This window comes from Amorphus coralli DSM 19760 (assembly GCF_000374525.1).
GTDB lineage: Bacteria > Pseudomonadota > Alphaproteobacteria > Rhizobiales > Amorphaceae > Amorphus > Amorphus coralli.
Map to the genome: position 1 here is coordinate 694,745 of NZ_KB894571.1, position 15,090 is coordinate 709,834.

14 protein-coding genes are annotated in these 15,090 nt (G+C 67.7%); 10 read left to right on the forward strand and 4 right to left on the reverse strand.

The window, feature by feature from the left end; translation table 11 throughout:
• Positions 1–392: 392 nt before the first annotated feature.
• From C507_RS0107390 to fhuB, 4 genes are read left to right on the forward strand one after another with little or no spacing between them, the layout of a single operon-like run.
• Entirely contained in the window at positions 393–2,480 is a 2,088-nt protein-coding gene (locus C507_RS0107390) for a TonB-dependent siderophore receptor (RefSeq protein WP_018699037.1), read from the forward strand.
• 2 nt (positions 2,481–2,482) lie between these two features.
• Entirely contained in the window at positions 2,483–3,277 is a 795-nt protein-coding gene (locus C507_RS0107395) for an ABC transporter ATP-binding protein (protein ID WP_018699038.1), read from the forward strand.
• Positions 3,278–3,294: 17 nt separating this feature from the next.
• Positions 3,295–4,191 carry an ABC transporter substrate-binding protein gene (locus tag C507_RS0107400; protein WP_018699039.1) on the forward strand — a complete coding sequence of 299 codons (897 nt, stop codon included), beginning with the start codon at positions 3,295–3,297 and terminating at the stop codon, positions 4,189–4,191.
• Positions 4,188–6,161, forward strand: coding sequence for a Fe(3+)-hydroxamate ABC transporter permease FhuB (fhuB, locus tag C507_RS0107405; protein WP_018699040.1), 1,974 nt, complete (start codon positions 4,188–4,190; stop codon positions 6,159–6,161). The genes C507_RS0107400 and fhuB overlap by 4 nt, the downstream gene beginning before the upstream one ends.
• Before the next feature lie 30 nt (positions 6,162–6,191).
• On the opposite strand, the gene C507_RS20700 is transcribed toward fhuB, so the two are convergent.
• Entirely contained in the window at positions 6,192–6,434 is a 243-nt protein-coding gene (locus tag C507_RS20700) for a hypothetical protein (protein WP_018699041.1), read from the reverse strand.
• A 241-nt stretch (positions 6,435–6,675) separates the two neighbouring features.
• Between C507_RS20700 and C507_RS0107415 the strand changes: the two genes are divergently transcribed.
• Positions 6,676–7,521 carry an EamA family transporter gene (locus C507_RS0107415; RefSeq protein WP_018699042.1) on the forward strand — a complete coding sequence of 282 codons (846 nt, stop codon included), beginning with the start codon at positions 6,676–6,678 and terminating at the stop codon, positions 7,519–7,521.
• A gap of 139 nt (positions 7,522–7,660) precedes the next feature.
• A complete protein-coding gene (locus C507_RS0107420; RefSeq protein WP_018699043.1) occupies positions 7,661–8,884 on the forward strand; it encodes a PQQ-dependent sugar dehydrogenase in 1,224 nt (407 codons plus the stop codon).
• Between the two features lie 11 nt (positions 8,885–8,895).
• Here the strand turns inward: C507_RS0107420 and C507_RS0107425 are convergent, their stop codons facing one another.
• Both C507_RS0107425 and C507_RS0107430 read right to left on the reverse strand, forming a co-directional pair.
• A complete protein-coding gene (locus tag C507_RS0107425) occupies positions 8,896–9,831 on the reverse strand; it encodes a GGDEF domain-containing protein (RefSeq protein WP_018699044.1) in 936 nt (311 codons plus the stop codon).
• Positions 9,832–10,042: 211 nt separating this feature from the next.
• Positions 10,043–11,161, reverse strand: a complete 1,119-nt coding sequence (locus C507_RS0107430) for a linear amide C-N hydrolase (RefSeq protein WP_018699045.1) — start codon at positions 11,159–11,161, stop codon at positions 10,043–10,045.
• A 128-nt stretch (positions 11,162–11,289) separates the two neighbouring features.
• On the opposite strand from C507_RS0107430, the gene C507_RS0107435 reads away from it, so the two are divergent.
• From C507_RS0107435 to C507_RS0107445, 3 genes are all read left to right on the forward strand, one after another.
• Positions 11,290–11,859, forward strand: coding sequence for a helix-turn-helix domain-containing protein (locus C507_RS0107435; RefSeq protein ID WP_018699046.1), 570 nt, complete (start codon positions 11,290–11,292; stop codon positions 11,857–11,859).
• Positions 11,860–11,862: 3 nt separating this feature from the next.
• Positions 11,863–12,426: a GNAT family N-acetyltransferase gene (locus C507_RS0107440; RefSeq protein ID WP_018699047.1), complete on the forward strand. Its 564-nt coding sequence runs from the start codon at positions 11,863–11,865 to the stop codon at positions 12,424–12,426.
• Positions 12,427–12,493: 67 nt separating this feature from the next.
• Positions 12,494–13,198 (forward strand): glutathione S-transferase family protein, encoded by a 705-nt coding sequence (locus C507_RS0107445; protein WP_018699048.1) that lies wholly within the window; start codon positions 12,494–12,496, stop codon positions 13,196–13,198.
• An 80-nt stretch (positions 13,199–13,278) separates the two neighbouring features.
• On the opposite strand, the gene C507_RS0107450 is transcribed toward C507_RS0107445, so the two are convergent.
• A complete protein-coding gene (locus C507_RS0107450) occupies positions 13,279–14,004 on the reverse strand; it encodes a carbonic anhydrase (protein ID WP_026318925.1) in 726 nt (241 codons plus the stop codon).
• 275 nt (positions 14,005–14,279) lie between these two features.
• On the opposite strand from C507_RS0107450, the gene C507_RS0107455 reads away from it, so the two are divergent.
• Positions 14,280–15,089, forward strand: coding sequence for a DUF1206 domain-containing protein (locus C507_RS0107455; protein WP_018699050.1), 810 nt, complete (start codon positions 14,280–14,282; stop codon positions 15,087–15,089).
• The last annotated feature ends 1 nt before the right edge of the window (position 15,090 follow it).

Sequence of the window (15,090 nt, forward strand, 5' to 3'; positions counted from 1 at the left end):
CACGGGCTCCGTGCGGTTTCCCCGGTCGAATTTTACTTGTTCCAATATGGACTTACGACTCTTCGGGCGTTGTAGCAAACGCGCCACACCCAGCCCAAAACCCTCCGAATTCGGGGGAGCCTCGGGCCTGTCTGGGGCTGGCTAAGCCCGGCTTTCAAGAGAAGTGGAGACCTTTGAGGCCCGACCGCAGCACGGGACGCCTTGACCGGCGAAATGAATCCTGACTATCAGAGTCAGGATTTTCGCGGGTGCGAGATCGAGGCGACAGTGCCATGTCCGACCGGCAAGCACCAGCATCGAGCCCCGGGAAAGCACCGACCTTTGCAGAACCTTCGCCTCGCGTTGCGGAGCGGGCCGATCGCCCCTCTCCGTCCAGAGCAGAAAGACCGTCCATGCCCCCCCGCACCAAGCTTGCTTCCCGGCGCCTCGCGCTCCTCGCCCTGGCCCTGCCGATTCCCGCCGCCGCCCAGGCCCAGGACGCCGCGGTTCTCGCGTCATCCGAAGGCGTCGTGCTCGAGACCATCGACGTCCAGGCGCAGAGCAACCAGGGCCTCGTCCAGGATGGCTACGTGCCGATCTCCGGCCGCATCGGCGCCAAGTCGGAGACGCCGATCGTCGACATTCCCCAGTCGATCTCGATCGTCACCCAGAAGCAGCTGGAAGACCTCAACCCGCAGTCGGTGGAAGAGGCCGTTTCCTACGTGCCGGGCGTCACGGCGAACGCTTATGGTTTCGAACCCCGCTTCGACTCCTTCTTCCTCCGCGGCTTCAACGTCACCTACAACGGCCTCTATCGTGACGGCCTGCGCCAGTTCGCGGCGCCCTCCGGCCAGTTCCGCACCGAACCCTACGGACTTGAGGCCATCGAGGTGCTCAAGGGCCCGTCCGGCACGATGTATGGCGCCTCCAGCCCTGGCGGCATCGTCAACCTGGTGACCAAGAAGCCGACAGAGCAGCCTTTCCGCGAGGTGATGATCGAAGCCGGAAGTCACGACCGGTTCCAGGGGAACATGGACCTGTCAGGCCCGCTCAACGAAGCGGGGACGGTCCTCTACCGGATGACCGGTGTGCTGCGCGATTCCGGAACGATGATGGATGCCGTCCCGGACGACCGCGTGTATATCGCGCCGGCGATCACCTTCAAGCCGACCAATGACACCACGCTGACGGTGCTTGGCGAGTACATGCACGCCACCACCGGCGGCAGTACCTTCTATTACAACGATGCCAATGGCGTGACCGATATCCCGTTGCCGGACCCCTCCTACAACGAGTTCAGCCAGGATCAGTGGCGCATCGGCTACGAGTTCGAGCACCGTTTCAACGAGACCTTCTCGGTTTTCTCCAACAGCCGTTACGCCAACGTCGACATGAATGAGGAGTATTCCGGCCTGCTGGATCCAGTGACCCAGTCCTATTATGCCGGCCTCGTGCAGGACAAGGTGAACACCTTCGTCACGGACAATTTCGGCAAGGCGGAGTTCGACACCGGCCCGGTGAAGCACACCTTCATCGCCGGCGCGGCCTACAACTGGGTCGACTATGACGATTATCAGGGTGTCGGGACCCTGCCGCGCGACGGTTTCCCGCCGGTCGCGACCTGGAACCAGAGCCAGACCCAGCAGCAGTTCGGCCTCTACGCCAACGACCAGATCGAGATCGACAACTTCATCATCAACCTCGGCACCCGCTACGACTGGCTGCATGCGGAAACGAACACCGCCGCGGCGAGCCCGGTAACCCAGGACGATGAGAAGTGGACCTACCGGGCCGCCCTCTCCTACCGCACGCCCTGGGGCTTCGTTCCCTATGTCAGCTACGGCACCACCTTCACCCCGAACGTGGGCACGCTGATCACCGGCGAGCCGGCCGCCCCCACCACCGCGAACCAGATCGAGGGCGGCGTGAAGTACGCCGTGCCGGGCCACAACGCCCTGATCACGGCCTCGGTGTTCCAGATCGACATGAAGGACGGCGTTGTGTTCGACGCCTCCACCGGCATCAACGAGCAGGTCCAGCAGGACATGATCTCGCGCGGCTTCGAGATCGAGGGCCAGGCCTCGCTGACCAACGGGCTGAGCGTGGTCGCCTCCTACGCCTACACCGACGTGGAGATCCAGTCGGGCGCCCGAAACACGGCCGGCAACACGCTGAACGGCATTCCGACGCACCAGGCGTCGATCTTCGCCGACTACACCATCCAGCAGGGTCTCGCCGAGGGCCTCGGTTTCGGTGCCGGCATTCGCTACATCGGCGAAAGCTACGGCGACGACTACAACATCCTTGAGAACGACGCCCGGACGTTCCTCGACGCGGTGGTCCACTACGACTTCGGCGCCCACAACCCGAAGCTCGACGGCGTGCGGTTCCAGATCAACGCCACGAACCTGCTCGATGCGCAGGAGCAGATCTGCGCCGACGGCTTCTGCTACAAGGACCAGGGCCGGACCATCATCGGCAGCCTGCGCTACCGCTTCTAGCGATGGCAACTCCCGACATCAGCGCCGCGGGCTTCGAAGTCCGCGGCCTGAGCTACACCATCGACGGTGCCAGCATTCTGTCCGGGCTCGATCTCACGATCGAGCCTGGCAGCGTGACCGGCCTCATCGGCCACAACGGGTCGGGCAAGTCGACGCTGGTCCGCCTCCTCGGCCGGCAGCTCACGCCAACGTCCGGGTCGGTGTCCTTCGCCGGAACCGAGGTGCGGACATGGGGCGAGCGCGCCTTCGCACGCTCCGTCGCCTACCTGCCACAGGAGACCGGCGCGACCGTCGGGCTGACGGTACGCGAACTGGTCGGCCTCGGTCGCTACCCGTGGCATGGCCCGCTCGGCCGCTTTGGCCCCACCGACCACGCCAAGGTGTCGGATGCCATCGCGCGGTGCGGGCTGGAGCCCTTCGCCGAACGCATCGTCGACACACTGTCGGGCGGCGAGCGCCAGCGCGCCTGGATCGCCATGACGCTGGCCCAGGACACGGGCTGCCTGCTCCTCGACGAGCCCACTTCGGCGCTCGACATCGCCCACCAGATCGAGGTGCTCGGCCTCATCCAGCGGCTTTGCCGGGAGAAGGGCATGACGGGCGTCGTGGTGCTGCACGACGTGAACATGGCGGCGCGCTTCTGCGACAACATCCACGCGCTGAAAGGCGGACGGCTGGTGGCTTCCGGCGCGCCCGCGGCGATCATGACGCCCGCGTGCCTGGCCGAGATCACCGGCATCGCCATGCAGGTGATGGCGCACCCGACCCTCGGCACGCCCGTAGCGTGCCCGGGGTGAGAGGACGCTCGGCCGCCATGACCCCAACCGACCTTCTCTCCCGCCGGGGCTTTCTGGCCGGGTGCGCCGCGCTGGCGACGGCGCCGGCGCTTGCCGCCGGGCCAGGCGACGCTCCCCGCATCGCCTCCCTGGACTACGGCCTCGCCAACACCGCCATGGCGCTGGGCGTGACGCCGGTGGGGCTGGCCGCCGCCGCCCACTGGAAGGACTGGGTGGTGGAGCCGCCCCTGCCTCGAAGCGTCGTCGACATCGGCCGCGACCGCGAGGTCAATCTGGAGCTGCTCGCCTCGCTGCGGCCGGAGCTGATCCTCGCCACGCCCTACGTGCAGGCCCTGAGAAGCCGGCTGGAGGACATCGCCCCGGTCCTGTCGCTGGCCATCTACACCCCGGACGGCAATCCGCTGGAACGCTCCTACGCCGCGGCGCGCAGCCTGGGCGAGCGGCTCGGACGCGAGCGCGAGGCGCGGCAATTCCTCGACGAGGCGGACGCCTTCCTGGCCGACTGCGCCGCGCGGGTCGCGCGGGCGAAGCCGGGTCCGGCGCTTTTGATCAACTTCATGGATTCCCGCCACGCCCGGGTCTACGGCGCACAGGGCCTCTACCAGGACGTGCTCGACCGGATCGGCGTGACCAACGCCTGGGACGGTCCGACGACCTACTGGGGCTTCCAGACCATCGGACTGGAACAGCTCGCCACGAAGGCAGGGCCGGACACCACCATCATCGCCTTCGAACCCATCCCGGGGGACGTGGAACCGACCCTGGCGCAAAGCCCGCTGTGGACGCAACTGCCGCCGATTGCGGAGGGTCGCTATGCCGTGCTGCCGTCGGTGCTCACCTTCGGCACCGTTCCGGCCGCGCTGCGCTTCGCCCAGCTGTTCACCGACCATGTCGACCCGGAGGGGCGCCGATGAGCGCGCTCCGATCCCTCTCGCTGCCGCTGCTCGCGCTGGCGCTCGCCGGTCCGGCCGCGGCGCTTACCTACCTGGTGCTGGCGCCGGGACTGGCAGCGCTCGGGGCGCCGGCCGGCGGCTTCGATCCCGCCCGAATGCTGCTGCTCTACTCCGACCTCCCGCGGCTGACGACGGCGCTGGTGGCCGGCGCGGCGCTGGGCCTTTCCGGCACGCTGCTGCAGCAGGTTCTGCGCAACCCGCTCGCCTCGCCGACCACGCTGGGCCTGTCGGCGGGCGCCAACCTCGCGCTGGCTCTGGCGACGCTCTACGCGCCGGGTCTCTACATGTTTGGCCGCGATCCCGTCGCGCTCGCCGGCAGCCTCGTGGCCGGGCTGCTGGTGCTGGGCCTCTCGGCCCGGCGGGGCTTCTCGCCCATCACGCTGGTGCTCGGCGGCCTGGTGGTGGGCCTTTACTGCGGCGCGCTGGCGTCGCTGCTGACCCTCCTCAACGACCGCTATCTCGCCAGCCTGTTCATCTGGGGCTCCGGCTCGCTGCAGCAGCAGGACTGGAGCGTGCCGCTCAGCCTGGCGCCCCGGGTGGCGGTGCTCGCGGTGATCGCCGTCCTGCTGGCACGGCCGCTGACGCTGCTCGCCTTGCCCGACGAGAACACCCGCGGGCTGGGCCTGAACACGGCGACCGTACGCTGGGGCGGCGCGGCGATCGCGCTGGCGCTGGCGGCCGTGGTGACGGCGGCCGTGGGCGTCATCGGCTTCATCGGCCTGATCGCCCCGACGGTTGCGCGCATCGCCGGCGCCCGGACCTTCGCGGCGCGCCTGGCCTGGTCGCCTCTCATCGGCGCGCTGCTTCTCTGGTTCACCGATGCCGCGGTGACGGTGCTGTCCGGCCCGCTGGCGAGCTTCGTGCCTACCGGCGCCATCACCGCGGTCTTCGGCTCGCCGCTCCTGTTCCTGCTGTTGCCGCGCCTTCGGGTGGTCGACCGCCGCCCCCCGGCCGACCGGACGGTGCGGACGGTCCGTCGGGTGAACACGCCGTTGGTGCTTGCCGCGCTCGCCGCAGGTCTCGTCGGGCTGGCGGTCGCCGCGGTCCTGGTGGGCCGGGCCACGGACGGCGGCTGGGACGCGGTGACGGCGTCGATCCTGCCCTATGTGCTCGACTGGCGCCTGCCGCGCGTTCTCGCCGCGCTGTCGGCGGGAGCCATGCTGGCGGCGGCGGGCGTGATCCTGCAGCGGCTCACCGCCAACGACATGGCCAGCCCCGAAGTGATCGGGGTCAGCGCCGGCGCCACCATGGGCCTGGCGGTATCGCTGGTCCTGGTGGCAGCACCGAGCGTCGCCATGCAGCTCGGCTTCTCGTTCACCGGCGCGGCGCTTGTGCTGGCGCTCATTTTCCTGGTGGCCGGACGCTCGGGCTTCGCGCCCGAACGCATCGTGCTCGCCGGCATTGCGCTGAATGCCATGCTGGACGCCTTCGTCGGCCTGTTCGCCGCCGCCGGCGACCCGCGCGCGCTCAGGCTCCTCAACTGGATGGCCGGCTCCACCTACGGCATCGAGCTCACTCCCGCGCTGACCGCCTTCGGCCTCTCGGTGGGGCTTGTCGCGCTGGCCTGCCTGACCATGCGCTGGCTCGACATCCTGCCGCTCGGTACGGCCACCTCGCAGAGTCTCGGTATCGCGGTGAAGCGGACGCGCGGTCTGCTCTTCACCGCCGCCGTGGGGCTGACTGCCGCCGCAACGCTGGTGGTGGGACCGCTGTCCTTCGTGGGACTGATGGCGCCGCACATCGCCCGCGAGCTGGGCCTGAAGCGGGCCTTGCCACAGCTCCTCGGCGCGGCCCTCTGCGGCGCGGCGCTGATGGTCATCGCCGACTTCATCGGCCGCAACGCCCACTTCCCCTACCAACTGCCGGCCGGACTGCTCTCGGCGCTGGTGGGCGCGCCGTTCCTGATGCTTCTGCTGTTGAAACGGCGCTAGGGGCCGGACCGTCGTCCGGCCCGGCGGGGCTCAGCCGGCAGGACGCTTGCGGGAGCGAGCTGGTTTCGCGGCGGCCGTGGCCTTGGCCGCCTTGGCGGCTTCCTTTGCCTCGGCGGCATCGCGCGCCAGGCGAAGCTGCTCCAGCTTCTCCGTCTTCTTCTCCCGGGCAAGCCGCTCGGTTTCGATGAATTCGCGCGCCACGCGATCAGTTTCCGCAGCCTTCTCCCGCCGCGCCACGGCACCCTGTCTCCGTTCCGGTTTCTGTTCGCTCATGCAACCCTCATTCTGATTACGCGGATCCCGTGAGGGATCGCATCGGTTGCCCAATTCTAACACCTTGGCGCGCAAACGGGCGCGGCATGTCGTAAAGGGTTAATGTCGCGCCTGCTCCCGTACCCGCTTCTGCCCCAATCCACGGGCACTCCGGGGGGATCGCCCGATGCCGGGCCCGCGTCAGCTCCAGGCGCGGAATCCAGCGCTTCCCAACGCCATTTCCGGCGGACACGCGAGACCCATGAGCATTACGGTCTTCTTCGCGGTTCTGGTCGCAGCCGCCTGTCACGCGGGCTGGAATGCCATCGTCAAGGTCGGGCTCGACCGGTTCTTGTCGGTGTGCCTGATCGCGATCTCAGCAGGGATCGCCTCGCTGGTGCCGCTGCCCTTCGTCGCCATTCCGGTAATCGAAGCGTGGCCCTTCCTGGCCGCCTCGGTGGCCTTCCACATCGGCTACAACCTGTTCCTCGTGCAGGCCTACCGGACCGGCGACCTGGGACAGGTCTACCCGATCGCCCGGGGCGCGGCGCCACTGCTGGTCTCTCTCGTCTCGCTCACGCTCGTGGGCGAAGCGCTGACAGCGCTGCAGACAACCGGCATCCTCATCCTGGCGGCAGGCGTGGCGCTGATGTCCATGCGGGGCGGTCGCGACATCGCCCGACTGGAGCGCTCGGCCGTCGTCTTCGCGCTGGCCACATCCGCTTTCATCGCCGCCTACACCATCACCGACGGTCTCGGCGCCCGCGCCAACGGCTCCGCCCACAGCTACGCCGTCTGGCTGTTCTTCTTCGACGGACTGGCGATGCTGATCGTGCTACTGGTGGCACGCGGGCTTGCCGGCCTTCGCGCGCTCCGCCCCTACTGGAAAAGCGGCATGGCCGGCGGGGCCATGTCGTTCGCCGCCTACTGGACGGCCATCTGGGCCATGACCCAGGCGCCGATCCCGCTCGTCGCCGCGCTGCGCGAAACCAGCGTGCTGTTTGCCGCCGCCATCTCGGTCTTGATCCTGCGCGAACCGCTGACGCGCGTCCGCATGCTGGCTGCCGTGGTCATTGTCAGCGGCATCGTGCTCACCCGCCTCGGCTGAAGCGTCCGCGTTCACAACCGGTTCAAGATCGGCCCGTACGGGTTGTTGAGCTTGGACCCTGCCCCACCTTCCCGGGAACTTCGAACCGGCACACACGGTTGTCGGTCTGCACCCACCCCGCACCGACGGAGAGGTCTTCATGCGTTCTCTTGCCCTGCCGGTCGCCGCCGTCCTCGCCTTCGCCGGCCCCGCGTTCGCCCAGTCGACCGACGCCCGACCGCCGGTCCAGACCGGAGCGCCGAATGCCCCCGATCAGTCCCCGGCCTTCCAGGGGCAGACCCGCGCTCCGCAGCCGGCGCAGAACGCCAATGTCAGCGCGGAAAAGGTCGCCACGGGTCTGCCGCAGGTCTGGGGCCTGGAAATTCTTCCGGAAGGCGGCGCGCTCATTACCGCCAAGCGCGGAACGATGCACATCGTGAGCCGCGACGGGGCCGCCGGCCCCGAGATCCAGGGTGTTCCGGAGGTGGATGCCGACGGCCAGGGCGGCCTTCTCGATGTCGCGCTTGCCCCCGATTACGCCGACAGCGGCATAATCTACTTCTCCTACGCGGAACCCCGCGGTGGCGGCGAAAACGCCACCAGTGTCGCCCGTGCCCGTCTCGACCGAGATGGCAATGGCGGCGGCAGCCTCAGCGGGACGGAGGTCATCTTCCAACAGACGCCGGCCTATGCCGGCAGCAAGCATTTCGGATCGCGACTGGCTTTCGCGCCGGACGGAACGCTGTTCGTGACCGTTGGCGAACGCTCCGACACACCGATCCGCGACCAGGCCCAGGACCTCGGCTCGGGCCTCGGCAAGGTCTTCCGGATCAATCCCGACGGATCCGTTCCCGACGGAAACCCCTATGCGAAAAGCGGCGAGGCGTTGCCGGAAATCTGGTCCTACGGCCACCGCAACCTGCAATCGGCAACCATCGGCCCGGACGGCCAACTGTGGACCGTGGAGCACGGCCCGCGCGGCGGCGACGAGTTGAACAGGCCTGAGGCCGGCAAGAATTATGGCTGGCCGGTCATCACTTACGGCCTTACCTACGGCGGCTCGCCGGTGGGCCAGGGGATCACTGCCAAGGACGGCATGGAGCAGCCGATCTACTACTGGGATCCGGTGATCGCCCCGTCGGGCATGGATTATTATGATGCCGACCTGATCCCCGAATGGAACGGCGCCTTTCTGGTCGGCGGCCTGCAGAGCCGTGGCGTGGTGATCCTGCACATGGATGGCGACCGGGTCTCGGCAGAAGAGTGGCTGCCGCTCGACGCCCGGGTTCGTGACGTGAAGGTCGGCCCGGACGGTGCCGTCTACGCGGTGACGGAAACCCGCGGCTCGGGCAGCAGCATCGTGCGCATTGCGCCGGACGCCTAGGCCGGTCCGGTTCAGAGCGTCGCGCTGGACCGGTTGCGCTGGCTGATGTTGACCTCGATGCGGTTCCGGCCGCTGACCTTGGCGAGATAGAGCGCCTTGTCCGCGCGACCGTAGAGGTCGGTCAAGGTGTCGGCCGGCGCAATCGCGGCCACACCCGCAGAGAAGGTGTAGGCGAAGTCCGGCCGCTCGGGCAGCGGCCGGTTCATGCGGATCATCGACAGCATCTTCTCGACGATGAGCACCGCTTCCTCGACCGGAGTTTTCGGCAGGACAAGCGCGAACTCCTCGCCACCAACACGGCCGAAACAGTCGGCCCGCCTGACCAGCGGCTGTAACCGCTTGACGAAATCCTCCAGGATCCGGTCTCCGGTCTGATGGCCGAACCGGTCGTTGATCGACTTGAAATGGTCGAGATCGAGAAGCGCGAACGCGCCGTTCCCGGACCGTGCCTCGTCCCGGGCCTGCAGCATCTCTGCTGCGCGCGCCATGGTGTAACGGCGGTTGGCCACGCCGGTGAGCTCATCGGTGTTCGACGCCTTGATGGCGAAGTCGAGATCCTGGCGCACCGACCGTTCGTCCGGCCTGAGACGGGTCACATCGGACGCGATGCAGAGCATCCAGCCATTGGGCTGGACCGTTTCCGTCATGTAGAGCCAGCTGCCGTCCACCATGTCGGTCTCGAAGGCTCGGTAGCCGACCTTTCCCCGCCGGGATTGGGTGCTGGTCAGCCAGGCTTCCAGGTCGGGATTGCGGATGACGGTTCCACGGCCTTCGCGGTGATTGCGCCGGATGATTTCCGACCAGGAGGGCTGCTCGTCCGGACCGACGAAGAATGCCGCGCGAAAAGCGCGGTTGGCGTAGCGGAGCCGGTCGAAACCGTCGTAGGCGGCGACCAGCACCGGCGTGTGCTCGTAGAGGTCCAGAAGTCTCTCGAGGAGGTCGTCCATCGACCGTGCCTGATCGTCATGGGTAGGGCCTGCGGTCGCGCCGAAGCGTCCGCCATCCGGCCATAGTGCAAGAAGTAGCAGGGTCCCTCCCCCGCCTCAAACACCGGTTCGGGTAGCAACCGCAGCTTGCCCGTGGCTGGCCGCCTTCACGATCATCGCCTCCGGAGAGGGAAGAAGGGGCGGAACCGGCCCGCACCGCCCCCCGCTGCGCCTACTCCGGTGCGCCGAGCTCGTGGGCAACCTCGAAGCCGCCCATGGACCAGGTCTGGATGTCGCTCGCATCGAGTTCCTGCTTGGTCAGGTCGACGACGCGGATGTCGCTGTTCTCGTAGGTACGGAAGTAGAAGCGCTTGTTGGCCAGATCGTTGGCGCTCGTCCACTGGGTGTAGTCGGAGACGATGTTGCCCTCCTTGTCCTTCTCGTCTTCCCGGGCCACGCCCTTCGGGATGTCGAAGTTGTTCAGGATGTGAAAGGCCTGAAACACGCCGTGCTCGCTGGTGGTTGTCGGATCGATGCCGTGGGCGAAGATCGCGGCCCGCACGAAGCGCGACGGGGACGTGAAGTCGCCGGGCAGGCCGAGCAGGCCGGTGCCCTGGCCGAGCCCCTCGATGGTCACGTCACCCAGCTTCTGCGGCGGCGCATTTTCCAGGCCCAGATTCACGTAGTTCTGCAGGTTGGTCATGTGCCAGTCGAACGGCGGATTGTTGGTGATGATCCCGATGCCGTTGTCGTGGATGTTCAGCTTGCCGTCGACATACTCGATGACGATCGAGGCGCCCGTCGGGTCCGTCACGATGTAGTGGACCGGCAGGACCATGTTGAACTTCTCGAAGATCACAGGCGCGACCAGAACGTCCGGGATCGCCGACTTGACCTCCGCCACGGTGGCGAAGCTGTCGAGCATGAAGGAGCCGAGCTCCTGCGGCGCGATGGTCCGCGCGGCATCGTCGGCGGTGTAGGGCTGATAGCCGGCCGACTGGGCGAAGTAGAAGAGCCCGACGGAAAGCCCCTTCTCGTTCAACCCGTCGACGATGAGCGGCAGGCCCATCGGGTTGGTGCCGACCGAGGCATACTTGGCCTTCCACTCCAGGCCGGCCTTGCCGTCGGGTGTGGAGCCGGTGCGGGCGTAGCCGCGCGGCACCAGGATCACGTTCGATTCCAGGTTGACGTTGAACTCCATCGTGCGGGCGCGCACGACGGTGCCGTCCTGGGCAGTGAGCGTGATGCCCGTGCAGGCCTGGGCGACCGGGGTGGCGGCCAGTGTGAATGCGAGCGCCCCAGCCAGAAGCCGCAGCCCGGTGGACGCGGTCCTCATCGTCTTCGTGATCATCTCGAATGCCTCTGTGAAGCGAATTCTGTAACGGCGCCCGCCACCATGGCGACGCCAGCAGTCAGGGTATCTTCGTATTTGAATGCGCCGCGTTGACAATCCGTCATGAACGGCGCACTTTCTCATATATGGAAGATTCTCTCACAAAAGATGCAGCGGACCGCCGGATCGCCGAGAGACTGCGCGCGCTGCGGGCAGAGCGCGGCTGGTCGCTGGATCAGCTTGCCCACCGCACCGGGGTGAGCCGCGCGACGCTGTCGCGCCTGGAGAACGGCGAAGTCAGTCCGACGGCGAGCGTGCTCGGCAAGCTCTGCGCGGCTCACGGGCTCACCCTGTCGCGGCTGATGCATCTGGTGGAGGGCGATTTCGAGTCGGTGGTGCTGCGCGAGGCGCAGCCGGTCTGGGTGGATCCGGACACCGGATTTCGCCGTCGCTCCGTTTCGCCGCCCTCGCAAACGCTGGCCGGCGAAGTGCTGGAAGGCAAGCTGCCCGCCGCCGCGCGGCTCGCCTACGAGGCGCCGCCCCGGCCCGGCCTGGAGCACCATTTGATGCTGATAGAGGGAACGGTGACCGTCACCATCGAGGGCCGCGTCCATGCGCTCCGGCCGGGCGACTGCCTGCGCTACCAGCTTTACGGCCCGAGCCTGTTCGAAACGCCGGCCGACACCGGCGCCCGCTATGTCCTGTTCATGGTGTAATCAATGTCCGCGCACCCGCCTGTCCTGTCGAGCCTGACCGCAGCGGAGGCCGAAGCGCGTCTGTCCGAACTGGGCGCGCTTCTCCACGCCTGCGTCGCGGCGGGCGCCAGCGTCAACTTCGTCTGGCCGTTTACGCAGGCGGAGGCAGAGCTCTTCTTTGCCCGAAAAGTCCTGCCGGCGATCGCCGCCGGCACCCGCACCCTATGGATAGCGGAAATCGACGGCCGTGTCGTCGGGACCGTACAGCTGGACGTGGACACGCCGCCGAACCAGCCCCACCGGGCGGAGGTGACGAAACTCCTGGTGCACCCGGAGGCACGCCGCCGGGGGATCGCAAGGGCGCTGATGGCGGCCCTGGAGGACCGGGCGGCCGCGCTGGAGCGCTCGCTGATCACTTTGGACACCCGCACCGGCGACTTCGCCGAACCGCTCTATGCCTCGCTGGGCTACGTCGCCATCGGCACCATCCCCGACTACTGCATCGACCCGGCCCGCACGCGGCTCGACGCCACGACCATCATGTACAAGACGATCCGTGCCCCCTCGGCGGGAGCCGCGTCGCTCTGATAGGGTGCGGCGACCCGGGGCCGCAGGCCGGCTCCGCCCGCCACCGCGCATCCCACCGGAGCCGACCATGTCCGACCTGTCCGCCTTCCCGATCGCCGGCCGCTGGCCGGCGCAGCATCCCGAGCGGCTGCAGCTCTATTCCTTCCCGACGCCGAACGGCGTGAAAGTCTCCATCGCGCTGGAGGAAACCGGCCTTCCCTACGAGGCCCACACCGTCGCCATCGGCAAGGACGAGACCTGGACGCCCGAGTTCCTTGCGCTCAATCCGAACGGCAAGATCCCCGCAATCATCGATCCCGACGGACCGGGCGGCAAGCCGATGGCGCTGTTCGAATCCGGCGCGATCCTCGTCTATCTCGCCGAGAAGACCGGCCAGCTCATCCCGGCCGACCCGGCGGCCCGCTACGAGACCATCCAGTGGGTCTTCTTCCAGATGGGCCACATCGGCCCGATGTTCGGCCAGCTCGGCTTCTTCCACAAGTTCGCCGGCAAGGAGATCGAGGACAAGCGGCCGCTGGAGCGCTACGTCAACGAGGCCAGCCGTCTGCTCGGCGTCATGGAGACCCGCCTTGAGGATCGCGCCTGGATCATGGGCGACGCCTACACCATCGCCGACATCTCGATGATGGGCTGGGTTCGCAGTCTCGTGGACTTCTACGAGGCCGGCGACCTTGTCGGCTATGACCGGCTCAGCCGCGTGCCTGAGTGGCTGGACCGCTGCCTGGCGCGTCCGGCGGTCGAGCGCGGCTTGGCGATCCCGCCGCGCGGCTGACGCGAAAAGGGGGCGGGCCGCACGCGGCCCGCCCCCCGATTTCAGTCCATGCCCGCAATAGGTGCGGGCGGTGGCGCCGGCTAGACGAGTTCGACCTTGCCGGTGGCAATGTCGTAGACGCCGCCGACGATCTTGAGCTTGCCGGCGGAAACGGCCTCGGCGACGATGGGCGTCGCGGTCTTCAGCTTCTCCACGTTGTAGCGGACGTTCTCTTCCGTCGCAGCAACCAGCGGGTCGGCGGGCTTGGTGGCCAGCGCCTTCTCTACACCCGGCTTCAGCGCATCGGTCAGCGACGGCAGGTGACCGGGCAGCTCGGTGCCGTTCTCGATCACGTCGATGGTTGCCGAGATCGCTCCGCAGCTGGAATGGCCGAGCACCATGAGGAACGGGATGCCGAGGACGGCAACGCCGAATTCCATGCTGGCGAGCCCGTTGGTGTCGACGAAATTGCCCGCCACACGCACCACGAACAGCTCGCCCGGCCCCTGGTCGAAGGCCAGTTCCGGCGCAACGCGGGAATCGGCGCAGGAAAGGATGCCGGCGAAAGGATATTGCGCCGCGGCCCGGGCCTCGCGACCGGCGGCCATGTCGCGGTTCTGGGTGAGATTCTCTACGTAGCGGGCGTTGCCGTCCATCAGGCGGCGCATGGCCTCGTCGGGCGCAATGTCGTTGGGCGCCGCCTTCATCTCCGACGACTGCGCCACCGCAGGCCTCACGAATCCCCCGGCAAGCGCCGCCGATGCGGCAAGAGCCCCGGCCCCAAGAAGCCCCCGACGCGTCAGCCCCGTGCTGTGATCGTTACACATTCAATTCCCCTTCCCTCGCCTGACGGCGCCTGTGCATCCCTGACGGAGAGGCCAGGTGGCCCATCCGTCCCCCGCCGGAACATTGGCACCAGCCAGACCGCCCAGCTACCGAAATCGTTGCAAGACAGTGCTTGTCGGTCTGCACGACTTCGGCAACGGCTTGACGACGACTGCGGAAGCCGCGTCACGACACCTCGCGCCGCCAGCACGGGGAGGAACCGACTTCCCCCGGGGGCGTTGGTCGCGTGTCCTTTCCGAACACCAGGGGTTGCTTGATGGGCGTGTCGAATGGCTTGAACTGGGCAGCGCGCGGCGGCTACGCGGCGCGCGGGGTCGTCTATCTCGTGGTTGGCTTCTTCGCGATCCTGGCGGCGATCGGTTCAGGCAGTACGGAGGACACGCAAGGCGCCCTGCGCTCGCTGCTGCATCAGCCGTTCGGGGGCGTGCTTCTCGGCCTGGTGGGCGTCGGCCTCGTCGCTTTCGCCGGCTGGCGCTTCATCCAGGCGATCGGCGATCCGGACAATCACGGGACCGATGCCAAGGGCATCGTCATCCGCTTCGCCATGTTCGCCAGCGGCCTCATTCACGTCGGTCTGGCCATCTTCGCAGCAAGCCTCGTTTTCCAGCTCGGCCAGTCGGGCGGAGGTGGGGGTGGCGGCGATCCCACCAGCGGCTGGCTGTCCTCGCTGTTCGGCCATACCTGGGGCCGGTACGTGGCGCTGGCGCTTGCGCTCATCCCGGTCGGCATCGGCATCGCCCACATCAAGAAGGGCTGGACGGCCGGCTTCGAGAAATATTTCGACCCCGACTACAACAAGCTGGGCGTCGTCAAGCCGATCTGCGCCTTCGGCCTGATCGCGCGCGGCGTCATTTTCATCGTCATCGGTATCCTCGCCTTCTACGGCGGCGGCATCTACGACGCCCAGGACGCCCCTGGCCTGGAAGATGCGCTGCGGTGGATCCAGGACCTGCCCATGGGCTGGCTTGCGCTGCTGGCCATCGCACTGGGTCTCGTGGCCTTCGCCCTGTACGCCTTCGTCGAGGCCGCCTATCGCCGGATCGGCGTGGAGGACGCGAGCCTCTAGG

Excerpts from the sequence above, each read along its gene's own strand:
- C507_RS0107415 (WP_018699042.1), top strand. The coding sequence starts at position 6,676 with ATGAGCATTACGGTCTTCTTCGCGGTTCTGGTCGCAGCCGCCTGTCAC.
- C507_RS0107430 (WP_018699045.1), bottom strand. The coding sequence starts at position 11,161 with ATGATCACGAAGACGATGAGGACCGCGTCCACCGGGCTGCGGCTTCTG.
- fhuB (WP_018699040.1), top strand. The coding sequence starts at position 4,188 with ATGAGCGCGCTCCGATCCCTCTCGCTGCCGCTGCTCGCGCTGGCGCTC.
- C507_RS0107425 (WP_018699044.1), bottom strand. The coding sequence starts at position 9,831 with ATGGACGACCTCCTCGAGAGACTTCTGGACCTCTACGAGCACACGCCG.
- C507_RS0107420 (WP_018699043.1), top strand. The coding sequence starts at position 7,661 with ATGCGTTCTCTTGCCCTGCCGGTCGCCGCCGTCCTCGCCTTCGCCGGC.
- C507_RS20700 (WP_018699041.1), bottom strand. The coding sequence starts at position 6,434 with ATGAGCGAACAGAAACCGGAACGGAGACAGGGTGCCGTGGCGCGGCGG.
- C507_RS0107455 (WP_018699050.1), top strand. The coding sequence starts at position 14,280 with ATGGGCGTGTCGAATGGCTTGAACTGGGCAGCGCGCGGCGGCTACGCG.
- C507_RS0107395 (WP_018699038.1), top strand. The coding sequence starts at position 2,483 with ATGGCAACTCCCGACATCAGCGCCGCGGGCTTCGAAGTCCGCGGCCTG.
- C507_RS0107435 (WP_018699046.1), top strand. The coding sequence starts at position 11,290 with ATGGAAGATTCTCTCACAAAAGATGCAGCGGACCGCCGGATCGCCGAG.
- C507_RS0107400 (WP_018699039.1), top strand. The coding sequence starts at position 3,295 with ATGACCCCAACCGACCTTCTCTCCCGCCGGGGCTTTCTGGCCGGGTGC.
- C507_RS0107390 (WP_018699037.1), top strand. The coding sequence starts at position 393 with ATGCCCCCCCGCACCAAGCTTGCTTCCCGGCGCCTCGCGCTCCTCGCC.
- C507_RS0107445 (WP_018699048.1), top strand. The coding sequence starts at position 12,494 with ATGTCCGACCTGTCCGCCTTCCCGATCGCCGGCCGCTGGCCGGCGCAG.
- C507_RS0107450 (WP_026318925.1), bottom strand. The coding sequence starts at position 14,004 with ATGTGTAACGATCACAGCACGGGGCTGACGCGTCGGGGGCTTCTTGGG.
- C507_RS0107440 (WP_018699047.1), top strand. The coding sequence starts at position 11,863 with ATGTCCGCGCACCCGCCTGTCCTGTCGAGCCTGACCGCAGCGGAGGCC.